The sequence below is a fragment of the Saccharopolyspora phatthalungensis genome (assembly GCF_014203395.1).
GTDB classification, from domain to species: domain Bacteria; phylum Actinomycetota; class Actinomycetes; order Mycobacteriales; family Pseudonocardiaceae; genus Saccharopolyspora; species Saccharopolyspora phatthalungensis.
Window position 1 is genome coordinate 531,557 of sequence record NZ_JACHIW010000001.1, and the last position, 22,290, is coordinate 553,846.

The 22,290-nt window shown below is 69.4% G+C and carries 26 protein-coding genes; 3 read left to right on the top strand and 23 right to left on the bottom strand.

The features are described from left to right. Window positions 1-33 precede the first annotated feature (33 nt). The 3 genes from BJ970_RS02275 to dnaG form a co-directional block, all read right to left on the bottom strand. Window positions 34-792 carry a trans-aconitate 2-methyltransferase gene (locus tag BJ970_RS02275; RefSeq protein ID WP_184723020.1) on the bottom strand — a complete coding sequence of 253 codons (759 nt, stop codon included), beginning with the start codon at window positions 790-792 and terminating at the stop codon, window positions 34-36. Window positions 793-857: 65 nt separating this feature from the next. Beyond that, on the bottom strand, window positions 858-1,397 hold the full coding sequence (locus tag BJ970_RS02280) for a hypothetical protein (protein WP_184723023.1): 540 nt from the start codon (window positions 1,395-1,397) through the stop codon (window positions 858-860). Beyond that, window positions 1,394-3,286 (bottom strand): DNA primase, encoded by a 1,893-nt coding sequence (gene dnaG, locus BJ970_RS02285; RefSeq protein ID WP_184723026.1) that lies wholly within the window; start codon window positions 3,284-3,286, stop codon window positions 1,394-1,396. The genes BJ970_RS02280 and dnaG overlap by 4 nt, the downstream gene beginning before the upstream one ends. A 69-nt stretch (window positions 3,287-3,355) precedes the next feature. Between dnaG and BJ970_RS02290 the strand changes: the two genes are divergently transcribed. Then, window positions 3,356-4,249 carry a sigma-70 family RNA polymerase sigma factor gene (locus tag BJ970_RS02290; RefSeq protein ID WP_184723029.1) on the top strand — a complete coding sequence of 298 codons (894 nt, stop codon included), beginning with the start codon at window positions 3,356-3,358 and terminating at the stop codon, window positions 4,247-4,249. Between the two features lie 108 nt (window positions 4,250-4,357). Here BJ970_RS02290 and BJ970_RS02295 read toward each other — a convergent pair whose 3' ends face one another. The 5 genes from BJ970_RS02295 to BJ970_RS02315 form a co-directional block, all read right to left on the bottom strand. After that, on the bottom strand, window positions 4,358-5,455 hold the full coding sequence (locus tag BJ970_RS02295; protein ID WP_184723032.1) for a serpin family protein: 1,098 nt from the start codon (window positions 5,453-5,455) through the stop codon (window positions 4,358-4,360). Window positions 5,456-5,638: 183 nt separating this feature from the next. Beyond that, complete coding sequence (locus tag BJ970_RS02300; protein ID WP_184723035.1) at window positions 5,639-5,824, bottom strand: hypothetical protein; 186 nt, start codon at window positions 5,822-5,824, stop codon at window positions 5,639-5,641. 181 nt (window positions 5,825-6,005) lie between these two features. After that, a complete protein-coding gene (locus BJ970_RS02305) occupies window positions 6,006-7,313 on the bottom strand; it encodes a deoxyguanosinetriphosphate triphosphohydrolase (protein WP_184723038.1) in 1,308 nt (435 codons plus the stop codon). Between the two features lie 40 nt (window positions 7,314-7,353). Next, window positions 7,354-8,010 carry a YdcF family protein gene (locus tag BJ970_RS02310; protein ID WP_184723041.1) on the bottom strand — a complete coding sequence of 219 codons (657 nt, stop codon included), beginning with the start codon at window positions 8,008-8,010 and terminating at the stop codon, window positions 7,354-7,356. Between the two features lie 169 nt (window positions 8,011-8,179). After that, window positions 8,180-9,565 carry a glycine--tRNA ligase gene (locus tag BJ970_RS02315; RefSeq protein ID WP_184728825.1) on the bottom strand — a complete coding sequence of 462 codons (1,386 nt, stop codon included), beginning with the start codon at window positions 9,563-9,565 and terminating at the stop codon, window positions 8,180-8,182. 280 nt (window positions 9,566-9,845) lie between these two features. Between BJ970_RS02315 and BJ970_RS02320 the strand changes: the two genes are divergently transcribed. Continuing rightward, window positions 9,846-10,313 (top strand): ArsR/SmtB family transcription factor, encoded by a 468-nt coding sequence (locus BJ970_RS02320; protein ID WP_184723043.1) that lies wholly within the window; start codon window positions 9,846-9,848, stop codon window positions 10,311-10,313. Then, window positions 10,310-10,735 carry a Fur family transcriptional regulator gene (locus BJ970_RS02325; RefSeq protein WP_184723047.1) on the top strand — a complete coding sequence of 142 codons (426 nt, stop codon included), beginning with the start codon at window positions 10,310-10,312 and terminating at the stop codon, window positions 10,733-10,735. Before BJ970_RS02320 ends, BJ970_RS02325 begins: the two co-directional genes overlap by 4 nt. 117 nt (window positions 10,736-10,852) lie before the next feature. Here the strand turns inward: BJ970_RS02325 and BJ970_RS02330 are convergent, their stop codons facing one another. The 15 genes from BJ970_RS02330 to BJ970_RS02400 all read right to left on the bottom strand — a co-directional run bounded on the left by BJ970_RS02330 (window position 10,853) and on the right by BJ970_RS02400 (window position 22,229). Then, on the bottom strand, window positions 10,853-11,551 hold the full coding sequence (locus BJ970_RS02330) for a TIGR03943 family putative permease subunit (RefSeq protein ID WP_184723050.1): 699 nt from the start codon (window positions 11,549-11,551) through the stop codon (window positions 10,853-10,855). After that, the gene (locus BJ970_RS02335; RefSeq protein WP_184723053.1) at window positions 11,551-12,558 is read right to left on the bottom strand and encodes a permease; all 1,008 of its coding nucleotides are present in this window, start codon (window positions 12,556-12,558) and stop codon (window positions 11,551-11,553) included. The genes BJ970_RS02330 and BJ970_RS02335 overlap by 1 nt, the downstream gene beginning before the upstream one ends. A gap of 56 nt (window positions 12,559-12,614) precedes the next feature. Continuing rightward, window positions 12,615-13,043, bottom strand: coding sequence for a hypothetical protein (locus BJ970_RS02340; RefSeq protein ID WP_184723057.1), 429 nt, complete (start codon window positions 13,041-13,043; stop codon window positions 12,615-12,617). Continuing rightward, complete coding sequence (locus tag BJ970_RS02345) at window positions 13,043-13,885, bottom strand: isoprenyl transferase (protein WP_184723060.1); 843 nt, start codon at window positions 13,883-13,885, stop codon at window positions 13,043-13,045. The genes BJ970_RS02340 and BJ970_RS02345 overlap by 1 nt, the downstream gene beginning before the upstream one ends. 62 nt (window positions 13,886-13,947) lie before the next feature. Next, entirely contained in the window at window positions 13,948-14,760 is an 813-nt protein-coding gene (recO, locus tag BJ970_RS02350) for a DNA repair protein RecO (protein WP_184723063.1), read from the bottom strand. Between the two features lie 80 nt (window positions 14,761-14,840). Continuing rightward, window positions 14,841-15,260 carry a DUF2752 domain-containing protein gene (locus BJ970_RS02355; RefSeq protein ID WP_184723066.1) on the bottom strand — a complete coding sequence of 140 codons (420 nt, stop codon included), beginning with the start codon at window positions 15,258-15,260 and terminating at the stop codon, window positions 14,841-14,843. Further along, window positions 15,260-15,631 carry a CD225/dispanin family protein gene (locus BJ970_RS02360; RefSeq protein ID WP_184723069.1) on the bottom strand — a complete coding sequence of 124 codons (372 nt, stop codon included), beginning with the start codon at window positions 15,629-15,631 and terminating at the stop codon, window positions 15,260-15,262. The genes BJ970_RS02355 and BJ970_RS02360 overlap by 1 nt, the downstream gene beginning before the upstream one ends. A gap of 73 nt (window positions 15,632-15,704) precedes the next feature. Beyond that, window positions 15,705-16,133 carry a CD225/dispanin family protein gene (locus tag BJ970_RS02365; protein ID WP_184723071.1) on the bottom strand — a complete coding sequence of 143 codons (429 nt, stop codon included), beginning with the start codon at window positions 16,131-16,133 and terminating at the stop codon, window positions 15,705-15,707. A 130-nt stretch (window positions 16,134-16,263) separates the two neighbouring features. Then, the gene (era, locus tag BJ970_RS02370; RefSeq protein WP_184723074.1) at window positions 16,264-17,172 is read right to left on the bottom strand and encodes a GTPase Era; all 909 of its coding nucleotides are present in this window, start codon (window positions 17,170-17,172) and stop codon (window positions 16,264-16,266) included. Window positions 17,173-17,295: 123 nt separating this feature from the next. After that, a complete protein-coding gene (locus BJ970_RS02375) occupies window positions 17,296-17,658 on the bottom strand; it encodes a cytidine deaminase-like protein (RefSeq protein WP_184723077.1) in 363 nt (120 codons plus the stop codon). Beyond that, on the bottom strand, window positions 17,651-18,973 hold the full coding sequence (locus tag BJ970_RS02380; RefSeq protein ID WP_184728826.1) for a hemolysin family protein: 1,323 nt from the start codon (window positions 18,971-18,973) through the stop codon (window positions 17,651-17,653). The genes BJ970_RS02375 and BJ970_RS02380 overlap by 8 nt, the downstream gene beginning before the upstream one ends. A gap of 17 nt (window positions 18,974-18,990) precedes the next feature. After that, the gene (ybeY, locus tag BJ970_RS02385) at window positions 18,991-19,557 is read right to left on the bottom strand and encodes an rRNA maturation RNase YbeY (protein WP_184723080.1); all 567 of its coding nucleotides are present in this window, start codon (window positions 19,555-19,557) and stop codon (window positions 18,991-18,993) included. Then, the gene (locus BJ970_RS02390; protein ID WP_184723083.1) at window positions 19,554-20,633 is read right to left on the bottom strand and encodes a PhoH family protein; all 1,080 of its coding nucleotides are present in this window, start codon (window positions 20,631-20,633) and stop codon (window positions 19,554-19,556) included. Before BJ970_RS02390 ends, ybeY begins: the two co-directional genes overlap by 4 nt. A 122-nt stretch (window positions 20,634-20,755) precedes the next feature. Continuing rightward, entirely contained in the window at window positions 20,756-21,121 is a 366-nt protein-coding gene (locus BJ970_RS02395; RefSeq protein WP_184723086.1) for a histidine triad nucleotide-binding protein, read from the bottom strand. Between the two features lie 364 nt (window positions 21,122-21,485). Beyond that, complete coding sequence (locus BJ970_RS02400) at window positions 21,486-22,229, bottom strand: 16S rRNA (uracil(1498)-N(3))-methyltransferase (protein WP_184723090.1); 744 nt, start codon at window positions 22,227-22,229, stop codon at window positions 21,486-21,488. Window positions 22,230-22,290 lie beyond the last annotated feature (61 nt).

Below are 22,290 nucleotides of genomic sequence, written 5' to 3' on the forward strand. Positions count from 1 at the left end.
CCCGGTTATTGATCCATCTGGCAAAACCGCTGGTCAGCTCCGATGCACCACGGCGAAGATGCGACGGAAGGGGAACCAGGTCGTGCCGTCGGCGCGTTGCGGGTACGCCGCTGCCAGGCGGGGTGCCAAGGCCGCGCGGAAGTCGGCCCACTCCGCGTCGTCCAGCGCCGCACGGACCGGTCGCAGCGCGGTGCCCGTCACCCACTCCAGCACGGGGTCGGCGCCACGCAGCGCGTGGACGTAGGTTGTTTCCCAGGCCTCGACCTCCGTGCCGGGATCGGTGAGCTCGTCGGCGTAGCCGATCGGCGATAGCACCGAGTCCGGCCGCAGCACGCCGCCCACCCGGTCGTGCCAGCGCGGCTCCGCGAGCAGTTCCCGGATCGCCATGTGCGACGGTGATTCGAAGTTGCCCGGCACCTGGAAGGCGAACCACGCCCCGGCGGACAGTTGGGGCAGCCAGCGCCGCAGCAGCTCGACGTGCTCCGGTATCCACTGCAGGACGGCGTTGCACAGCACGACATCGGTGTCCGGCGATGGTTTCCAGTCCCGGACGTCTTCCTGCCTCGCCGCGACCCCGCGAGCCCGGGCCGCCGCGACCATTTCCGGGGACACGTCCGTGGCCTCGACCGCCGCATCGGGCCACCGGTCGGTCAGCAACGAGGTCAGGTTTCCCGCGCCGCAGCCGAGGTCCACGACCCGTCGGGCCCGGATCGCTCCTACCCGGGCCAGCAGGTCGTGGGCCGGGCGGTCGCGCTGGTCACTGAACGACAGGTACTTCTGCGGATCCCACACACCCACACCTCCGTAACAGTACGCTTGTACTGTATATTCGGCTGCGCTCCGGTGTCGAGCGGAAATCAGTCCCGCTCGGGGTCTTTCGCCTGTCGCAAGCGCTCGGCGACGGTCGCGGCGAAATCGGCCACCGCCGCCTCGTCCGCGCCCCGATCAGCCCGCACCTGCAACACGATCCCATCCTGGCCGGGCACCTTGCGCTGCACGAACCACGCTCCCCCACCGGGCAGGTCGCGGTGGTGGCGGGAGCGGATGGACTGGTTGACGCGCTCGTGCACGACATCGGGCAGCCGCCCCGGTTCGGTCAACGGGAGCCGGCGGCTCGGCTGGTCGCGCAACAGCACCGCGCCGCCCGCCGAACCGGCTTCCACTGCCTCGATCACGGTCAGCACGCCGTTGTTCCAGGTTGCCTTGCTGAGCAGATGCCAGCCGAGGCGGCGACCCTCCGGCAGCCACAGGCCCAGATGCGTGGCGACCAGTGCGCCGTCCGCCGTCTTGGCCACCGCCAGGACCTGCTCTTCGGCCGCGAGCGTGCCGGGGAAACCCGCCGGCACGTCGGCCGTGCCGCTCAGCCGCGCGATCAGCCGCCGCAGCCATGCGATCACAGCGTGCCCATGGCCTGATCCAGCAGCGCCTTGCGGTAGCCCTCCAGCGCCACCATGTCGCCGAACAGCGCGTTGTACTCCTCGGCGTCCTCCAGCGGCGACATCCGCTGCACCCTGGACTTGATGTCCGCGATCTGCCTGCTGACCAGCCGTTCCTGCAGCCGGGCGAGCAAGGCCGCGACGTAGCGCGGGTCCTCTCCCGACTGGATCTCCAGCTGTTCCACCGAAAGCTGGGTGAGCAGGCTCCGCGTGACCTGACTCTCGCACTGCTGCGACACCGCGTCCACGAACGCCGCACCGGCGAGCCCGCACATCGTGCCGCCCGCCGACAGCAACGCCCGGTGCAGCTCGGCGTAGACGGACTCGGTGAACGCTTCCTCGGGCAGCGAGTCATACAGCGGCCCCGCCAACGCCGGCACCTGCAACGCCGCCTTCAACGCCTCGCGCTGCAAGAACCGGGGGTCGTGCCGGGGCGGGCGCTTCGGCAGATCGACGTCCATGCCCAGCGACTGCTGGGCTTCCTCCCGCCGGGGACGGCGCCGCGAGGAACGCGCTGGCGTGCCGGCGCTCTGCCGCACCTGGCGCACCACCTGGTTCTCGTCGCTCCAGCCCGCCCACCAGGCCAGCCTGGCGGCATAGCCATCCCGGCTGGCCGGGTCCTTGATCTGCGCGACCAGCGGCACGGTGCGCTTCAACGCCGCGACCCGGCCGTCGACCGAATCCAGGTCGTGCTCGGTGAGCAGGCTGCGAATGGCGAACTCGAACAGCGGCCGACGACGGGCGACCAGGTCGCGCACCGCCGCGTCGCCCTTGGCCTCCCGCAGCTCGCACGGGTCCATGCCGTCCGGGGTGATCGCCACGTAGGTCTGGCCGGCGAACTGCTGCTCGCCGTCGAATGCCTTCAGGGCCGCCTTCTGCCCCGCCTCGTCGCCGTCGAAGGTGAAGATGACCTCGCCGCGGAACGCCTCGTCATCCATCATCAGGCGGCGCAGGACCGAGATGTGTTCGTCGCCGAACGCCGTGCCGCAGGAGGCCACCGCCGTCGGCACCCCGGCCAGGTGCATCGCCATCACGTCGGTGTAGCCCTCGACCACGACCGCCTGGCGGCGCTTGGCGATCTCCCGCTTGGCCAGGTCGATACCGAAGAGCACCTGCGACTTGTTGAAGATCGGGGTGGCCGAGGTGTTGACGTACTTGGCCTCGATGGGATCGTCGTCGAAGATCCGCCGCGCGCCGAAGCCGACCACGTCGCCGCCGAGGTCCTTCAGCGGCCACAGCAGGCGCCGGTGGAACCGGTCGATCGGGCCGCGGCGCCCCTCCCTGGACAACCCGCACTTGATCAGCTCGTCGAGCTCGAAGCCCTTCGTCAGCAGGATCTTGGTGAGCGTGTCCCAGCCGGCCGGGGCGAACCCGCAGCCGAATCGCTCGGCGACCGCCTCGTCGAAACCGCGCTGCGCCAAGTATTCCCGGGCCTTCAGCGCCTCCGGCGAGCGAAGCTGCTCGGCGTAGAACTCGGCGGCGATGCGGTGCGCCTCGACCATCCGCGCGCGCGTGCCGCGGTCTCGCTTCGGGCCTGGCGTGCCGCCCTCGTACTGCAGCTGGAGGCCGACTCGGTCGGCCAACCGTTCGACGGACTCGACGAAGCCGAGGTGCTCGATCTTCATCACGAACGCGATGACGTCGCCGCCTTCGCCACAGCCGAAGCAGTGGAAGGTGCCGTGGCTGGGCCGGACGTTGAACGACGGAGTTTTCTCGTCGTGAAACGGGCAGAGACCCTTCTGCGCGCCGCCGCCGGCGTTGCGCAGGGCGACGTACTCACCGACCACATCGTCGATCCGGTTGCGTTCGCGCACTTCAGCGATGTCGCTTTCCCGGATCCTGCCTGCCACGTGTCCCAGTCTAGGGGCATTGTGATCGTCACGGTCGGGGTGGCTTGCCAGTGCGGCAGAATCTTGGCCGTGTCCGCCACGAACGCCGCCCTCGCCGCGGAATTCGACCAGCATCGCAGTCGGCTGATCGGCATCGGTTACCGGCTCACCGGCCGGCTCGCCGACGCCGAGGACGCCGTCCAGGACGCCTGGCTGCGACTGGCCTCGACCGACCGCGACAGCATCCGCGACCTGACCGGGTGGTTGACCACCGTGGTCAGCCGGCTGTGCCTGGACCGGATGCGCTCGGCCGCCGTCCGGCGCGAGCAATACGTCGGGCCGTGGCTGCCGGAGCCGCTGGTGACCTCGATCGAGGCGGATCCGGGCGACATCGTCGCGGGCCGGGACGACCTGCGGATGGCTGCGCTGCGGGTGCTGCACGAGTTGCCACCGGACCAGCGGCTGGCGTTCGTCTTGCACGACGGGTTCGAGGTCCCGTTCGCCGAGATCGCCGAGGTCTTGGGGTGCAGCGTGGCGGCGGCTCGCCAGCACGCATCGCGGGCGAGGCGGGCGATGGCCGATGCCGATCCGCCGCAGCGGGTGCCGATGCCCGAACAGCAACGGGTGCTGGAGGACTTCCTCGCCGCGGTGGCCGCCAAGGACATCGGCGCGATCACCCGGGTGCTGCACCCGGACGTCGCGGTCTACGGCGACAGCGGCGGAAAGGCCCGCACCGCGCGGCGTCCGGTGGTGGGCGTCGAGAAGGTCGCCAGGTTCATCGTCGGGCTCATGGAGAAGTACGGCGACGGGCTGGTGGAGAACATCCGGCCGGTGCTGGTCAACGGGGACCTCGGGGTGGTGTTCCACGGCACCGACGACGGACGGGCCGCGCCCCGGGTGTTCACCCTGGCGGTGCGGGACGGGCGTTCGGCGGCGATCTTCGACATCGTCAACCCAGACAAGCTAACCCGCGTCTCCTGGTAATCCGAACACTAGCCGGACATACCCCGTGGCCAGCCGGGGCGATGACACCCGAAACGACCCGCGGGCATCGAGCAGGGAGAGCCGGGAAGGGTCGCTCGGCGTGCCGGGTCAGCTCGGGTCGGTGACCCGGGCAAGGAAGTAGAGCGATCCGGTGATCCGGTGACGCACCAGGAACAGGAACGGCCGGTCCACCTCGACCCGGATCGGATCCGGCTCCCGCACGATCGCGGTGAGCCGCATCATCACCGCAGTCGCGGCCGCGCCTTCGAGGCCGCTCTCGTCGACCTTGAGCACCGACTGGTGCACGATCGTCGAAACCCGCAGCGGTTGGTCTGTCAGGGGCGAGAAGTCCGCTTCGCGGGTGAACAACGTGTGCACCCCAAGCGCACCGAGCGATCTGGTCAGCTCGGCGTCGCCGGTGACGTCGAACTTCGGCAGGTACAGCTCCACGCGCTGCTGCTGGGCGGCATCCAGCAGCCTTCCCAACCGGGCAGCGTCGAGGTCCGGTTCGGCCGTCGCCAGGCCCGCATCCGGCAGCAGCACCACGGCCTCGACCCCGCCCGCCGCAGGCAGGCTGACGACCTGCCAGCCTTCCGCCGCGGCGTAGCCGAGGCGGCGGGTGGCGCGCATGGTCGCGACGTCGCGATCCCCTGCCGGGGCGTGAAACGGCCGTTTGGTGGTGGCCTTCTCATCGAATGCTTCCCGCCACGACACCTTCAGGTAAAGGGCGTTGACCAGGACGGCGATCGTGTGGGGGTCGACCGAGCCAGCGGGCAGCAACTCGGGGATCAGGCCGCGCGTCGTTTCCGCGACATCCGCGTTGATCAACTCGCGGGCCTCTTCCGGGGCCGTCCCGAACGGCGCGTTGCGCACGGCGCTGCCCGGCCAGTCCTTCAGCACGGACAGGTAGGACTCTTCGACCGGGAGATCGGCGTGCGCCCACAAGGTGTTGGCGAGTGCCAGCACGGGTGGCTCGGCGGCCGGGCCGTCGGTGGAGAGTTCGGCGGCGCCGCTGAGCAGTTTGAGCAGCCCGGCCGGATCGTCGCGCAATGCGGTGACCAGTTCTTCCCTGGTCCGGCCGCGGGTCGCCGCCGCGGCCAGGCCGAGCGCGCTGGCCACTGAGTACGGCGACCAGCAGAACGGGTTTTCCACCGGCGGCGCGAGCCGCCGGTGCAGGGACAGGCTGAAGTCGAGGTGTTCGCGCACGGCCGCTGGGCTCCGTTTCCGCGTCGGCTGACTCGGGCTGATCCCGAGTCTGCCAGCCCAGCGCCCCGCGCGGGGCGTGCACGCTGGCGAGTTCTCGCCCGCTTTTACCGCACCGTGGTGTTGTCAGCCTCGTGCGCGGTGCTGCTCGCCCTCGCGGCCTTCATCGCTCACGACCGTCCGACGTCAGCGGATGGACTCTTCGATGTCGGACAGGCCCATCAGGCGGAGCTCCTGGGCGATGTAGTGGGCCGCGCGCTGGGCCTCCGGGTCCTGCCACCGCAGGTCGGTGACCCAGTCGGCCAGGTTGTCGGTGTTCACGTATGGCTCGCCGCCGACGACGAGCTTCTGGATGTAGTGCCGGTTGCGCATCGGGGTCTCCTTGCGACCCGGCGGCTTCGGGGGCCGGGCCGCGGGCTGTTTCCGCGCGGGGCGCACGGACGCCGGACGGGGATCGGGGGTGGTGCTGTCGGCTTCGGGATTCGCCGAACAACACTCTGGGTAAGGATTTTGCGGGTGAATACCAGATCAACTCTTCCCTTTCGGACGAATATCACACCGAATCGGCCACGTTCCGTACATGTTTTCGATGCCATGCGGTCGCCTGCGCGTCCGTCAACGACGCGACCTGGTCCAACACCACCCGCAGCCGCGCCGGGTCGTCGGCCGCCCGGTGCCAGGCCGCTGCCATCGCCGGGTCAAGTGATTCCGGCGCCCGTTCGGCCAACGCCCGAACCAGCTCCACCAACATCGCCCGCTGCCGTTCCTGCATCCGCAACCGCCGCGGATCGCTCATCACGTACCGCAGCGCGACGGCCTTGAGCACGGCCACCTCGGCCACCACCGGCTCGGGCACGATCAGATCGGCGCCATACCGGGTCAGCGTCCCCGCTCCGAACCGCTCCCGCGTCCCGGTCACCGCCGCGGCCACGAACCGCCCGACCAGTTCACTGGTGAGCCGTTTGAGCGCGACCTGCGCCCGAAAGGTCCCGTCGTAGTCCAGCACGGCGGCCACCACCGGCCACCGCACCAACTCCGCCGCGGCGTGTTCGAGCAAGCCGGCGGTGTCCTCTGGGCCGTCGCCCCAGAAATGCTTGGCGGCCATCCGGACGATCTCCGCCCGCTCGTCGGCACTGGTCAGCGAACGCAGCGAGATCCGGCCCGACAAGACCCCGTCCTCGACGTCGTGCACCGAGTAGGCCACGTCGTCGGACCAGTCCATGATCTGAGCCTCCAGGCACCGGCGGTCCGGCGGCGCGGACTCGCGCAGCCACTCGAACACCGCCAAGTCATCCGGGTAGACCCCGAACTTGGCTTGGCCCGGGCGTTTCGGCCACGGATACTTCGTCGCCGCGTCCAGGCACGCGCGGGTCAGGTTCAAGCCGCGGCCAATGTCACCGGATTCGGCCAATTTCGGCTCCAACCGGGTGAGGATGCGCAGGGTCTGCGCGTTGCCCTCGAAACCTCCGCAGCCGTCGGCCACGTCGTTCAACGCCTGCTCGCCGTTGTGTCCGAACGGCGGATGCCCGATGTCGTGCGCCAACCCGGCGGTGTCCACCAGGTCGGGATCGGCGCCCAGCGCGGTGGCGATGCCCCGCCCGATCTGCGCCACCTCCAGCGAGTGGGTCAGCCGGGTGCGCGGCACGTCGCCCTCTTCCGGGCCGACGACCTGCGTCTTGCCCGCCAACCGGCGCAGCGCCGCCGAGTGCAGTACCCGCGCCCGGTCCCGCGCGAACGGGCTGCGATCGTCCGAACGAGCCCCTACGGGCACGGCTGACTTCGGCGGCTCTGGCAACAGCCGCCGAAGGTCGTGCTCGTGGTAACCGGGCGTGGTGCCGCCTGCGGGGTCGTCGGTGCTCATCGCGCACAGATTACGGCCCAAAGCCGACATACCACCGCAGCTAGCCCAGCCCGTCGCCGGTCAGTTCCGCCGGGGCGTGCGTCAACCGGTAGTACAGCAACGCACCCGTTTCGCGGACGATGTAACGGAACTGGAACTCGCGAGTCTGCACCACCGGCCCCGAGCGGGCCGGCGACGCCCACGACTCAAGCCCTAGGTCGTTAGCCATCGTACGCGCCCGCAGCGAATGCCAGGGGTCGCTCACGATGAGCGCGCGCGTCCAGCCTCTCTCCTGGGACAGGTGCGCGACAGCTTGCATGCTGCCCAGCGTGTCCCTGCCGACGTCGACGTCCACGATCTTGTCGCTGGGCACGCCGCTGTCGGCCAGCCACTTCTTGCCGGCCTGCGCCTCGGTGTAGGCGTCGCCGGGCAGTCGGCCGCCGACCGTGACGACGTAGTCGGTCAGGCCGTCCCGGTAGAGCTTCAGCGCCTGTTTCAGCCGTGCTTCGAGCACGTCCGAGGGTTTGCCGTGGTACTGCGCGGCCCCGAGCACGACGACGATGTCCACCGGCCGCCGGTCGTCGGCGCGGGCCACCTGCCACACGCGGAACGCGGTTCCGCCGACCACGAGCACCGCGATGAGCAAGGCGCCGATCACGGCGCGCCCGAGCACTCGGCCGGCCGACCGACGCCGATGGACGGCTCGATGAGGGCTCACGTTGGCATCCTCACAGACCTTCGGGACCGCGGCCGCCGATCGGGCCCGGCGCAAGCCGGGCGCGATCGACCGCGTCAATGGTTGTGCAGATTCGGGATGTCCAACCTACTCAACCGCTCTCGGAAACCAGGCCGACGGCGTTCGAAACGCCGCCGGGCGCACTCCCCGCTCAGCAGCCGGGAAGCCGGGCCGCCAGGTACTCCTCCAACTTGTCCATCGCCACCCGCTCCTGCGACATCGTGTCGCGTTCGCGGACGGTGACGGCGTGGTCGGACAGCGAATCGAAGTCGACCGTCACGCAGAACGGCGTGCCGACCTCGTCCTGCCGCCGGTAGCGGCGGCCGATCGCACCGGCGTCGTCGAAGTCGACGTTCCAGTTGCGGCGCAGTTGCGCGGCGATGTCGCGAGCCTTCGGCGACAGCTCCGGGTTGCGCGACAGCGGCAGCACCGCCACCTTCACCGGCGCCAACCGGCGATCCAGCTTCAGCACCACGCGCTTGTCCACGCCGCCCTTGGCGTTGGGCGCCTCGTCCTCGTGGTAGGCGTCGATCAGGAACGCCATCATCGGCCGCCCCACGCCCGCCGCCGGCTCGATCACGTACGGCCGGTACCGGGAGTTGCTGGCCTGGTCGAAGTAGGACAGGTCCACTCCGGAGTGGTTCGAGTGCGTGGTGAGGTCGAAGTCGGTGCGGTTGGCGATGCCCTCCAGCTCACCCCACTCCTGGCCACCGAACCGGAACCGGTACTCGATGTCGACGGTGCGCTTCGCGTAATGCGAGAGCTTTTCCTTCGGGTGCTCGTAGCTGCGCAGGTTGTCCGGGTTGATGCCGAGGTCGGTGTACCAGCGGGTGCGCTCGTCGATCCAGTACTGGTGCCACTGCTCGTCCTCGCCGGGCTCGACGAAGAACTCCATCTCCATCTGCTCGAACTCGCGGGTCCGGAAGATGAAGTTGCCGGGCGTGATCTCGTTGCGGAACGACTTGCCGATCTGGCCGATGCCGAACGGCGGTTTCTTGCGCGCGGTGGTCATCACGTTGGCGAAGTTGACGAAGATGCCCTGCGCGGTCTCCGGCCGCAGGTAGTGCATCCCCTCTTCGCTCTCCACCGGGCCCAGGAAGGTCTTGAGCATCATGTTGAACTCGCGCGGCTCGGTGTACTGGCCGCGGGTGCCGCAGTTCGGGCACGGGACGTCGGAGAGGTCGTCCTCGGCGATCTCCTTGCCGGTGCGCTCGGCGTACTCCTCGGCGAGCTGGTCGGCGCGGAAGCGGTGGTGGCAGGAGGTGCACTCCACCAGCGGGTCGTGAAAGGCGGTGACGTGCCCGGATGCCTCCCAGACGGGGCGGGGCAGGATCACCGAGGAGTCCAGGCCGACGACGTCGTCGCGGCCCTGCACCATCGACTTCCACCACTGGCGCTTGATGTTGTCCTTGAGCTCGACGCCGAGCGGTCCGTAATCCCAGGCCGACCGCGTACCGCCGTAGATCTCGCCGGACGGGTAGACGAAACCACGGCGCTTGCAAAGATTGACGATCGTGTCGATCTGGTCGGCGGGCACGTTCACTCCGGAATCATCACTGGATACGTCGAACCAGCTGGTAGGGCTGGAGTTTCCCAGCGTACCGATCCCGGCCCCGATGGCGTTCGCCCGGGCTGGCCACCGGGCGGGGCGGTGCCGCCGAACGGCGTGCGGTATTGATGTGACAGGTCAAGTGGGACGTACCCGTAGGATGGGTTGCGTGGAACGTCCCCGCGCGCAGGCCACTGTTCGGGCGCCTGCTCAGCCGACGTCACCGCAGGCAGGCGATCCCACGTCGAGGCTCGCCGGAAAGGAAACAATGCCCGTCGTCAGCCCGGATTCCGAGCCGGCCCGGTCGACTGCGGGCCCCGGCAGGTTGGACAACCCCGACGACCACGTGCACTCGCCGGAGCGGGATGCGCACCCGGCCCCGCTGCGGGACCAGCGGATCCTGGTCGAGGCCGGGGAGCTGCTGCGAGCGCTCGCCGCGCCGGTGCGCATCGCGATCGTCCTGCAACTGCGGGTCTCGGAACGCTGCGTGCACGAGCTGGTCGACGCGCTCGACGTGGCCCAGCCGCTGATCAGCCAGCACCTGCGGGTGCTGAAGTCGGCCGGGGTCGTCTACGGCGAGCGGCACGGGCGGGAAGTCGTCTACCGGCTCGTCGACGAGCACCTGGCGCACATCGTGGTGGACGCCGCCGCGCACGCCGAGGAGATCGCCGGCACCCGCCCCCGCGGTCCGGCGGCACGTTCCATCCAATCCAACGGCGGACAGGAGGCGGAGTGACCACCGGCGAGGGTCCCGCGGCCGGCGTACCGGGACTGCGGGCCACCAAGCAGCGGGCGGCGGTGTCGAACCTGCTGGACCAGATCGACGACTTCCGCTCCGCCCAGGAACTGCACGAGGAGCTGCGACGGCAGGGCGAGGGTATCGGCCTGACCACGGTCTACCGCACGCTGCAAACCCTGGCCGACGCGGGCGAGGTCGACGTGCTGCGCAACCCGTCGGGCGAGGCGGTGTACCGGCGGTGCTCCAGCCACCACCACCATCACCTGGTGTGCCGGCACTGCGGGCGGACCGTCGAGGTCGCCGACCCGCCGGTGGAGAATTGGGCCGAGCGGATCGGCCAGGAGCACGGCTTCTCCGAGGTCAGCCACACCGTCGAGATCATCGGCTCCTGCCCCGAGTGCACGGCTCGCGGCCTCTGACGCCTCCACGTTTCCAGTAGTTCCGGTCTCTTCGCATGGCGCTGCGCGACCGGCACGGGGCTGCTGATGGCTCACGCAATCGCACCGGCCGACCAAGCGGTCACCAATCTGTTGAGATCAGTATTCGTAAGTGTCTTGCGGGGTGGGGATCGGGCGGATCAGCCTCGCCTCCAGCGTCGGCACGTAGTCATTGGCGTCGGTGGCCGTGCCCGGCCGGAGCTTGCCGGTCACCTCGATCCAGGTATCCGACGGGAGCTCCGCGGCCTGCGCCGGCGCCGCGAGGTCGACCTTCACCGGGGCCGCGTCGGCGGCGCAGCAACTGATGCGCATCCTGGCGAGCTGCGTGGTTCCCGGCTTCGGGTGCACCACGAAGCCCTGGAGGCGCACCGTCCGGCCGTTCAGGGCACCGCTGTCGTCCCAGATGGCGCGGGTGACGAACTCCGACATGCCCAGCAGCGGAGCCTCCTCCGGCGGCAGGTCCGGAAACAGGGATTCCTTCGGGGCCGAGGGCGCCGCCACCCGATCCCGGGTCACCGAGTCCGAGCCGAGGGCCGGCGGAGCGATCAGGAAGATCGCGAACACCGGTAGCAGCAGCATCCAGGGGCTGCGCGAGTTGTGCTCGTGCTGGTCGGCCCCGCCGGCGCGGATGTCGCGGACGATCGCGAAAACTCCGAGCGCGATCATGATCACGCCGGAGGCCACCAGCCACGGGAACAGCGAGGGTTTGACGTAGCGGAGGTAGCTGCCGCCGAGAGCGATCTTGAGCAGCGCGCCGCCCAGCAGCAACAACAGCAGGTTCTGCGTTTCCCGGCGCATCACGAACCTCCCAGCAGGACGGCACCGACCCCGACCGCGCAGCCGATCGCCACCATGAACGTGGCCGGGGCGAACCGGACGGTGAAGCGGCGGCCGAAAGCGCCGGACTGCAGCGCGATCAGCTTGAGGTCCACGGCCGGACCGACGACCAGGAACACCAGCTTCGGGACCAACGGCAGGCCCGGCATCGACGCCACCACGAACGCGTCGGCCTCGCTGCACAACGCAAGGACCACCGCGAGCACCGCCATGACCAGCACGCCCACGATCGGCTGCCCGCCGAGCGACTCCAGCCATTCCGCGGGCACGACGACGTTGAACACCGCCGAGGTCAGGCCGCCCAGCACCAGGAAACCGCCCGCCTCGACCAGATCATGCCGGGCGGACTCGGCGAACACAACCCACCGGCTGCTGCCGGGTGCCTGGTGTGCCTCGATCCGGCTCAGCGCCCGCTCGGCGAGCCATTCGGCGCTGCCCAGCCGGGCCCAGAGCCAGCCCATTACGCATGCCGTCAGCAGCGAACCGAGGAATCTGGCGAGCACCATCCTTGGCTCAGCCGGAAAGGCGACCGCGGTGGACACCAGGACGATCGGGTTCACCGCCGGCGCGGCCAGCAGGAACGCCAACGCCGCGGCCGGTGCGACGCCCTGCTGCATCAACCGGCGCGCCACCGGCACCGAGGCGCACTCGCAACCGGGCAGCGCCACCCCCACGATGCCCGCGACCGGCACCGCGGCAGCGGAGTTGGCCGGCAGCAACCGGCGTAGCGCTTCCGGTGGGACGAACGCCGCGATCAGGCCGCTGACCAGCACGCCGAGCACCAGGAACGGCATGGCCTGTACGCACACCGCGACGAATACGGTCGAGCCGGTGCGGAGCGCGGGGACGTTCAGCATCGAACTCAGCTGCTGCTGGAACACCGCCGCGACGACCAGCAGGGCGCAGAGCACCTCCAATGAGGTGACGACAGGGCGCCGCGCGCGCGGCGGATCAGCGATCTCGGTCACCCGATCATGGTGCCAGTTCGAACTGATAATCGTTCGCACTGCGCCGCGATGCACCGCTACTGGGGGGTTCCCTCGGGTTCCGTGAGTAATTCGGTGCGCAGCTGGGACGCGGTCGCCACCACCAGCATCAGCAGGGTGCCCAACGGCGTCGGCGCCATCCCCTCCGCCGGGAAGGCGTAGCGCAGGGTCACGTCCATGCCGCGCTCGTTGCGAACCACCCCGAGCGTGCCGAACAGGCCCTGCCCGGCGCGCTCCGCGACCGACTGCGCGAGCTCGTCGCTGGGCGGCAGGTCCCAGGCGACCACGCAGGTCAGGCTCAGCACGGTCAGCCCCTCGGCCAGTTGCATCGCCTGCACCGCACACGGAACTTCGGCGTGCCGGAAGGTGAGCGCACCGTCGTCGTCGACGTGCACGTCGTGGTAGTTCTCCAACGCTTCCTTCGCAGCAGTCATCAACCGCGCGGTGGTTGCGGCCTCCTGGGTCATCAATTGCCCTCCTGGGCGGAATCTGCGGGCTCACCGGCCGCCGCCCGATCGATGGCCCCGCCGAATCGCCGGTCGCGATGCGCGTACTCCTCGCACGCGCGCCACAAGTGCCGACGATCCACATCGGGGAATAGGGTGTCCTGGAAGACGAGTTCGGCGTACGCGGACTGCCAGAGCATGAAGTTCGAGGTCCGCTTCTCACCGGACGGCCTGATGAACAGGTCCACGTCCGGCATCTCGGGCTGGTACATGTAACGGGCCACGGTGCGCTCGTCCACCCGCTCCGGGTTGATCTGCCCTGCCGCCGCCAACCGGGCGATCTCGCGCGCGGCGTCCCCGACCTCGGCCCTGCCACCGTAGTTGACGCACATGGTCAGGTTCATGACGTCGTTGTGCCGCGTGCGGGCCTCGGCGGACTGCAACTCGTTCACCACGCTGCGCCACAGCCGCGGCTTGCGGCCCGCCCAGCGCACCCGCACACCGAGTTCGTCGAGCTCGTCGACGCGGCGCCGGATCACGTCGCGGTTGAAGCCCATCAGGAACCGGACCTCGTCGGGACTCCGCTTCCAGTTCTCGGTGGAGAAGGCGTACAGCGAAAGCCACTTCACGCCGATCTCGATCGCGCCCCGGGCGAGTTCCAGCACGACCGCCTCGCCCCGCTTGTGCCCCTCGATGCGGGGCAGCCCGCGCTCGTTGGCCCAGCGGCCGTTGCCGTCCATCACGATGGCGACGTGCTTGGGCACGAATTCGGGTGGCAACGCTGGCGGCTTGGCACCCGAGGCGTGCGGGTCCGGTGCCCGCACGGTCAGGTCGTCCTTGGCCCGCCCACGGCGTCGCAACATAACTGGGTTCTCCTTCGGACTGCTGGGCGTAAGGTACTCATTGTCCTCGCCCAGGTCGATCGTCAATGCAGCGCCTGTCCCGCGCCGTCCTCGGCCACGGCGACCAGCGCGGCATCGGCCGCGCGCTCCCGGATCAGTTCGGGCACGGTCCGCTCGACCAACGGCAACGACCGCAACTGCCGTTCCATGTGCCACTGCAGGTGCGCCGCGATCAGGCCGCTGGCCTCCCGGCGGACCGAACTGGTGGCCTGCTCCGCGGTGGGCCAGTCGCCGTGCAGCAACGACTCCATCAGCGTCAACGTCTCCACCGAGGGGCGCACCGAACCGGCGGGACGACACCGGACGCACACCGCGCCGCCGGCCTGCACGTTGAACGCCGCGTGTGCACCCGCCGCACCACAACGCGCGCACTCGGCGAGCGCCGGCGCCCAACCCGCGAACGACATCGCGCGAAGCAAGAAAGCATCCAACACCTGCGAGGAATCGCGTTCCCGACCGGCCAACGCGCGCAGCGCACCGATGGCCAGCAGATAGAGCCGCAGCACCGGCTCGCCTTCCTCGGCGGCCAGCCGGTCGACGGTCTCCAGCACCGCGCAGGCCGCGGTATAGCGCCGGTAGTCGTCGACGATGTGCACGCCGAAGGCATCCACGGTCTGCACCTGGGTGATCACGTCGAGCGTGCGGCCGGTGTAGAGCTGCAAGTCGACGTGGCAGAACGGCTCGACCCGCGCGCCGAACCGCGACGTCGTCCGGCGCACTCCCTTGGCGACCGCCCGAACTTTGCCGTATCGACGGGTCAGCAAGGTTATGATCCGGTCCGCCTCGCCCAGCTTCTGCACCCGCAGCACGACCGCGGTATCCCGGTAGAGGCTCACCCACCCATCATCACACCCGTGGGCGACGGGCGGCGAAGCCACGCGGCGAAATCCGAGGACATTCCGCGTAGCGACAGAACCTAGACGTAGAGCGCGTTGAACGGCGGGAACGGCAGGTTCCTGATCATCGACCAGACGGCGATCAGGACCAGCCCGACCAGCGGGGACCAGCGCCACTGCTCCCAGGTCGGGATCCGCCGACCGCGCCAGCGGCCGAGCGCCCAGGCGCCCCAGGTCCACAGGAAGAACGGGATGAACACGACCGCTGCCGCGTTGTAGTGCAGCGCGGACAGCAGGTCGCCGTGCAGCAGGCTGTAGAACATGCGGGTCGCGCCGCAGCCGGGGCAGTCGAGCCCGGTCAGCCACTTGACGGGGCAAGGCGGCAACGGGAATCCCGCGTCGGAGGTCGGGTCGGCGGCCAGCACCACACCGGCCGCCGCGCAACCGACCAGCACCGTCGCGGCGGGTAACAGCATCGCACGGTGCCGCGTAGCGGTCATCATCTTGACGTGGCGGTGAAACCGAAAACCGCGATCATGATCACGAAGTAGGCGACGAACGCCAGCACGTACAGGCCCAGCAGGATCGCGCCGACAATGACGGCGATCTTGCCCCACTTCTTGGCCTCATTGGCGGCAAACCGCGCCTGGTCGAACTGGCCCTGGTACCACAGCGAGTTGACCTGGAGCGACTTGATCAGCGATGGAATCCCGAAGGGCCAGCACACCAGCAGCCCGGCGATGGCCCAGCCCAGGTTGTTGTTCACGGGCACCGGGGTGACGCCGAACTGCGCGGCATATCCGTACTGCGGTGGCGGCGCCGGCACCGGCTGCTGCGCCGGGACGCCGTCGGGATCGGACGGGTTTGCCATGGCTCCCCACAGGAATGAGTTTTGCGATTGCCGTTGCGGTCAGCGCAGATCTGCCCGCAACGGCACGACTTGATTAGGAGCTCGCCGCGGCGATACCGATGACGATGAGGACCACGTAGATCAGGATGATCAGGACCCACCAGCTCGCGCCGGCGATGATCCCGATCTTGCCCCACTTCTTGGCGTCGTCCGCGGCGGCCTGGGCCTGCTGGTACTGGCCCTGGGCCCACAGGTTCTGCACCGAGGTGGCCTTAATCAGCGACGGAATCGCGAACGGCCAGCATAAGAAGATCGAGCCGATGCCCCAACCGATGTTGTTGTTCGGCGGCGCGCCACCCATGCCGGGCTGCTGGCCGTATGGGTTCGGCTGCCCGTAGGGGCTCGGTTGGCCATACGGCTGCTGGGGCATAGGCCCCGACGGCGGACCGTATCCGCCCTGCTGCTGACCGTAGGGGTCCTGCGGCTGGGGCCCCGAGGGTGGGCCGCCATAGGGATTCGTCACGATAATTCCTTCAACTGTTCCAACAAAAAGCCGATGGGTGCCTTCGTCCATGCTCGAAGACCGGCCAGCAACGTACCTGAGACGTGGCCCCGGCAAGGACGGTTCCCGGCAATCCGCGGCGAAGTTGTGATCAGAACCCCAGTTTGCGCAGCTGTTTCGGATCGCGCTGCCAGTCCTTGGCGACCTTGACGTGCAGGTCGAGGTAGATTTTGCTGCCCAGCAGCGCCTGAATGTGCTTGCGGGCCTGGGTGCCGACCGCGCGCAGGCGTTCCCCGCCGCGGCCGATGACGATCGACTTCTGGCTGGAGCGCTCGACGTAGAGCACCGCGTGCACGTCGATCAGGTCATCGCGACCCTCGCGAGGGATCATCTCCTCGATGGTGACGGCCAGCGAGTGCGGCAGCTCGTCGCGCACGCCTTCCAGCGCCGCCTCGCGGATCAGCTCGGCGATGAGCGTCGTCTCGGGCTCGTCGGTCAGCTCGCCGTCCGGGTACAGCTGCGGCCCCTCCGGCAGTTGGCCGACCAGCAGATCGGCCAGCACGTCGACCTGGAACGAATCCATTGCGGACACCGGCACCAGATCGGCGAAATCCATCAACTGCTGCAGATCCAGCAGTTGCTGCGCGACCTGTTCCTTGCTCACCAGGTCGGTCTTGGTCACGATGCCCAGCACCGGGGTGCGGCGCGCGACTTTCTTCAGTTGCTCGGCGATGAACCGGTCCCCCGGACCGACCTTCTGGTCGGCGGGCACGCAGAACCCGACCACGTCCACTTCGGACCACGTCTCGTACACCAGGTCGTTGAGCCGCCGCCCGAGCAGGGTGCGCGGCCGGTGCAGGCCCGGAGTGTCCACAATGATCAACTGCGCGTCGGGGCGGTGCACGATGCCGCGGATGGCGTGCCGGGTGGTCTGCGGCTTGCTGGAGGTGATCGCCACCTTCGAGCCGACCAGATGGTTCGTCAGCGTCGACTTCCCGGCGTTCGGGCGGCCGACGAAGCAGGCGAATCCGGAGCGGTGCACATCTGCGGAGCTGGTCACCGCACCATTGTGCCGATCGACCCCCCAGCCGGACGCACCGGGCACAGCTCCCGCCACCTGGTGATGCGCGTAGGGCGCCTTAACCGCGTCGCTTGGTTGAGGATGCCCTCGACTCGAAACCGGTCAGGCGAGAACGCCGACGACATCGCCGCGCGCGTCCGCGCGCAAGATCGGGGCGGCGCGGGTGAGGTCGTGAACCGCGGCCACGGATGCGTTGTCGACCGCGTCGGCGTCGGTGACGACCGCAGCGGCTTCTAGGCCCTCGGCACCGCTGGCGACCGCGGCGGCCACGGCCGCCTGGAGGGCGGTCAGGTGCAAGGACGGGAGGGCGACCGTGCACGCCGCGTATGTGCGGCCGTCGGTGTCGCGCACCGCCGCGCCCTCAGCGGCCCCGGTGCGGGCCCTGGACGACCGCGCGAGCGTGACGATCTTGGCGTCCTCCGGGTCGATTTCCTGCGGGGCCGCCGCTTCGACGTGCTCAGCCACGAGTGTTGCTTCCCTCCTGGTCGGCACCGCGCAGCGGTGCTTGCTCTGTGTTCACCGGGCGGACGAGCAGCGCGTTGATGCGAATCCTTCCGCGGTGGTCCTTGCCGCCCTCGGCGCGCAGTCGCAGCCCGGCGATCTCGGTCTCCGCGCCGGGCAGCGGCACCCGGCCGAGCCGCTGCGCCAGCAGCCCGCCGACAGTCTCCACATCGGAGTCGTCGAGTTCCACGTCGAACAACTCGCCTAGGTCCTCGACCGGCAGCCGCGAGCTGACCCGCACGGTGCCGTCGTCGAGCCGTTCGATCGGGCGGCGTTCCTCAAGGTCCGACTCGTCGGTGATCTCGCCGACGATCTCCTCGATGATGTCCTCGATGGTCAGTAGTCCGGCGGTGCCGCCGTACTCGTCGACGGCGATGGCCAGGTGGCTGCGGGACAGCTGCATCTCGCCGAGCAGTTCGTCCAGGCGCTTGGTGTCCGGCACGAAGCTAGCCGGGCGCATCAGCTCCGCGACCGCCGGGCCGGCCTCGTCGCGGCCGTCCACCACGGCGCGGGTCAGGTCCTTCAGGGTCACCACGCCGACGATGTCGTCGACGCTCTCGCCGATTACCGGGATGCGGGAGAACCCGGAGCGCAGGCACAGCGCAAGCGCCTGCCGGGCGGACTTGGTCTGCTCGATCCAGATGATCTCGGTGCGCGGCACCATCACCTCGCGGGCGAGGGTGTCGCCGAGCTCGAACACCGAGTGGATCATCTCGCGCTCGCCTGCGGCCACCACACCGCGCTCACCGGCGAGGTCGACCAGCTCGCGCAGCTCCACCTCGGTCGAGAACGGCCCTTCCCGGAAGCCCTTGCCCGGGGTGATCATGTTCCCGATCAGGATCAGCAGCCTGGTCAGCGGGTTGAGCAGCCTGGCCAGCACCCGCACCGGCGCGGCCACCTTGAGCCCGATGCTGTAGGGGTGCTGCCGGCCGAGGGTGCGCGGGCCGACGCCGACCAGCACGTAAGACGCGACCAACATGATCAGCCCGGCGATGACCACCGCCCATGCCTCGGAGTTGGCCATCCGGAGGGCCACCACGGTGACCAGCACCGTCGCTCCCATCTCGCACGCCAGCCGCAGCAACAGCAGCAGGTTGACATGCCGCGGTCGGTCGGCCAGCAGCTGCGCAAGCTGCTTGGCACCGCTGCGGCCCGCACGAACCAGCTCCTCGGCACGGGCGCGGGAGGCAACCGTAATGGCGGCTTCGGATGCCGCGAAGACCCCGGCCGCCAGCACCAGCAGCACCACGGTGATCAAAAACGCGGTGGAATCGGTCAACGCCACCGCCGACTCCCCTAGTTGGTGGCGGCCGGGCCGCCCCGCGGCGACTCCGGCTCGTCCAGCCCGACAGCACCCAGCACCCGGGCGTCCGCGCTGCGCTGCGCGGCCGCCTGCTCGGCCTCGTCCCGGGCCGTGCGGTAGTCGGCCAGGATCCGGTTCTGCAGGCCGAACATCTCCCGCTCCTCCTCCGGCTCGGCGTGGTCGTAGCCGAGCAAGTGCAGCACTCCGTGCACGGTGAGCAGATGCAGCTCGTCCAGCAGGCTGTGCCCCGCCTTACGGGCCTGGTCCCTGGCGAACGCCGGGCAGAGCACGATGTCACCCAGCAGCGCCGGGCCGGACCCGGCGGCGTCGGGGCGGCGGGCCGAGTCGTACTCGTCCATCGGGAACGACATCACGTCGGTGGGTCCCGGCAGGTCCATCCACCGCTCGTGCAGGTCGGCCATCACATCGAGCTCCACCAGCACGATGGACAGCTCGGCGAGCTGGCTGACGCTCATCTTGTCCAGGGCGAACCGGGCGACCGAGACGATGGACGCCTCGGGCACTGCGACGCCGGATTCGTTGGCGATCTCGATGCTCATGCGCGTCCCCGTCGCTGCCCGTTGCGCCGACCCGACTGCTCGTGGTGGTCGGCGTCCTCCAGGGCGTGCCAGCGGTCGTAGGCGTTGACGATGTCGGTGACCAGCCGGTGCCGCACCACGTCGTGGCTGTCCAGCAGGGAAAAGTGCACGTCGTCGACGCCATCGAGGATCTGCTGTACGACCTTCAGCCCGCTGCGCTGCCCGCCGGGCAGGTCGATCTGCGTGACGTCACCGGTGACCACGATCTTGGAGCCGAAGCCCAGCCGGGTCAGGAACATCTTCATCTGCTCGGGCGTGGTGTTCTGCGCCTCGTCGAGGATGATGAACGCGTCGTTGAGCGTGCGCCCGCGCATGTAGGCCAGCGGCGCGATCTCGATGGTGCCTGCTTGCGTCAGCCGCGGCACCGACTCCGGCTCGACCATGTCGTGCAGCGCGTCGTACAGCGGCCGCAGGTACGGGTCGATCTTCTCGTAGAGGGTTCCCGGCAGGAACCCGAGCCGCTCGCCCGCCTCGACGGCGGGGCGGGTGAGGATGATCCGGTTGACCTGCTTCGCCTGCAGCGCCTGCACCGCCTTGGCCATCGCCAGATACGTCTTGCCGGTACCGGCCGGGCCGATGCCGAACACCACGGTGTGGTGGTCGATGGCGTCGACGTAGCGTTTCTGGTTGAGCGTCTTGGGCCGGATCGTCCGGCCGCGCCGGGACACGATGTCCAGGCTGAGCACGTCGGCCGGCGACTCGGTGTGGTCGGCCGAGAGCATCGCGACGCTGCGGCGAACGGTATCCGGCGTGAGTTGGTTGCCCTTGGCGATCAACGCGATCAGCTCGGCGAACACCCGTTCGGCGAACGCGACCTCCGCGGGATCCCCGGACAGCGTCACCTCGTTGCCCCGGACATGAACATCGGCAGTGAGCACATCCTCCACGACCCGAAGGTTCTCGTCCCTGGATCCGACCAGCGTCAACACGACGTCGTCGGGAACGGTCACCTTCGACTGCGCTGTTGCCTGCTGGGCTGCGCTCTGGCGGTGCTCTCCGGACTGGGCGGCGGCTCCACCCGCTGCAATACCGGCCACGTGTGTTCGGGCCTGCTTTCTGCGCGTTCGCGCGGGTCGTTCGGTCAGTTCTCCCTGGCGTCGATGGTAGTCCACTCGGCAATCAGATTGCCGCCGTCACCGCCACCTGATCGACGCCGCGGTCAGCCCCTGATGGGACCGCCGGTCAGCCCGCCGAGCGGTTCGCCGCCGAGCAGGTGCAGATGCACGTGGAAGATCGTCTGCCCGGCGTCGGAGTTGGTGTTGAACAGCAGCCGGTAGCCGGAGTCGGCAATGCCTTCCCGCTCTGCGATGTTGTGGGCCACGGCGATCAGCTCGGCCAGCAGTCCCGGGTCGGCGGCGGCCAGCTCGGCCACGTTGCGGTAGCGCTTCTTCGGCACGACGAGCACGTGGGTGGGCGCCTGCGGATTGATGTCGCGAATCGCGATCACCTGGTCGTTTTCGTGCACCACGTCGGCCGGGATCTCACGGGCGATGATCCGCAGGAACAAGGAGTCCATGTCGCTCATGCCGGAAGGTTATCCGAGCCACCCGACGCGGTTCGATCATCGCGAGCCCGGTGCCGGTCACATCTCCAGTGCGCTGCGCCGCAATCGGGTCTGGGGGTAGCCCCGTTTGCGGCGCAGCCCTCGCCGGACTAAGGGGGGAGGTATCCGGCGAGTCTGGGGTCCGATGCCCCGTGCGGCACCGGCTGCGACGAAAATCCCGCCGCGATCTTTCGCACACCGAGCGTATCGCTCCTTCAACCGTTCGCGCTACGGATCGAGCGAAGTTTTTGATCTTCTTAGCGGTACGTCAACGCCGCGTGGTTGCGGTAGCGGGCTCGCGCGAAATCGCCCCTCTCTCAGGTGAACCGTCAATTCGCCCGACTGGTCAGTTCCAGCGGTCGGTGCGGACGCCGACGGCGCCGAGCGCGACAGCGGCGGCGGTCGAGGCACGCAGAACCGTCGGGCCCAAGCGGACGACTTGCGCACCAGCGTCGGTCAGCGTCGCGAGTTCGTCGCTGGCCACGCCGCCCTCCGGGCCTACGACCAGCACGAGTTCACCCGCGGCGGGTAGGTCGACCGACGCCAGCGGCGTGGTCGCCGACTCGTGCAGCACCAGCGCCGCATCGGCGCGGCCGACCAACTCGGCGAGTTGCCTGGTGCTGACCGGATCGTCGACGAGCGGTGTCCACGCCCGCCTCGCCTGTTTCGCCGCCTGCGCGGCCGTGCTGCGCCATCTCGCCAGCGCCTTCGCGCCGCGCGGGCCGTCGTCCCACTTCGCCACACACCGGGCGGCCCGCCACGGCACCACAGCGTCCACTCCCGCTTCGGTGGCCAGTTCCACCGCGAGTTCCCCGCGATCGCCCTTGACCAGCGCCTGCGCCAGCCGGACCCGAAGCGCGGGCTGCGGGACGTGCCAGGTCTCGGCCACCGAGAGCCGCAGGGAATCCCTCGCCGACGCAGCCACTTCACAACGCGCCAAGCCGCCCTGGCCGTCCGAGAGCAGCAGCTGCTCACCGGCCCGCAAACGGCGCACGGTGGCCGCGTGCTTGCCTTCCGGGCCGTCCAATGTGGTTGCGCCGACGGCCGGCAGCCGCTCGACGGAGAACACCGGCAGCGAGGATTCCGACACGTCCGGCCTAGTAAGTACGGGTAGTGGTTGATCCGGAGTTCATTGCGCAGGTCTCCTTCTT

Excerpts from the sequence above, each read along its gene's own strand:
- BJ970_RS02300 (WP_184723035.1), bottom strand. The coding sequence starts at position 5,824 with ATGCGCAACCGGCACTACATCCAGAAGCTCGTCGTCGGCGGCGAGCCA.
- BJ970_RS02305 (WP_184723038.1), bottom strand. The coding sequence starts at position 7,313 with ATGAGCACCGACGACCCCGCAGGCGGCACCACGCCCGGTTACCACGAG.
- BJ970_RS02320 (WP_184723043.1), top strand. The coding sequence starts at position 9,846 with ATGCCCGTCGTCAGCCCGGATTCCGAGCCGGCCCGGTCGACTGCGGGC.
- BJ970_RS02330 (WP_184723050.1), bottom strand. The coding sequence starts at position 11,551 with ATGCGCCGGGAAACGCAGAACCTGCTGTTGTTGCTGCTGGGCGGCGCG.
- BJ970_RS02340 (WP_184723057.1), bottom strand. The coding sequence starts at position 13,043 with ATGACCCAGGAGGCCGCAACCACCGCGCGGTTGATGACTGCTGCGAAG.
- BJ970_RS02345 (WP_184723060.1), bottom strand. The coding sequence starts at position 13,885 with ATGTTGCGACGCCGTGGGCGGGCCAAGGACGACCTGACCGTGCGGGCA.
- BJ970_RS02355 (WP_184723066.1), bottom strand. The coding sequence starts at position 15,260 with ATGACCGCTACGCGGCACCGTGCGATGCTGTTACCCGCCGCGACGGTG.
- BJ970_RS02360 (WP_184723069.1), bottom strand. The coding sequence starts at position 15,631 with ATGGCAAACCCGTCCGATCCCGACGGCGTCCCGGCGCAGCAGCCGGTG.
- ybeY (WP_184723080.1), bottom strand. The coding sequence starts at position 19,557 with ATGAGCATCGAGATCGCCAACGAATCCGGCGTCGCAGTGCCCGAGGCG.
- BJ970_RS02395 (WP_184723086.1), bottom strand. The coding sequence starts at position 21,121 with ATGAGCGACATGGACTCCTTGTTCCTGCGGATCATCGCCCGTGAGATC.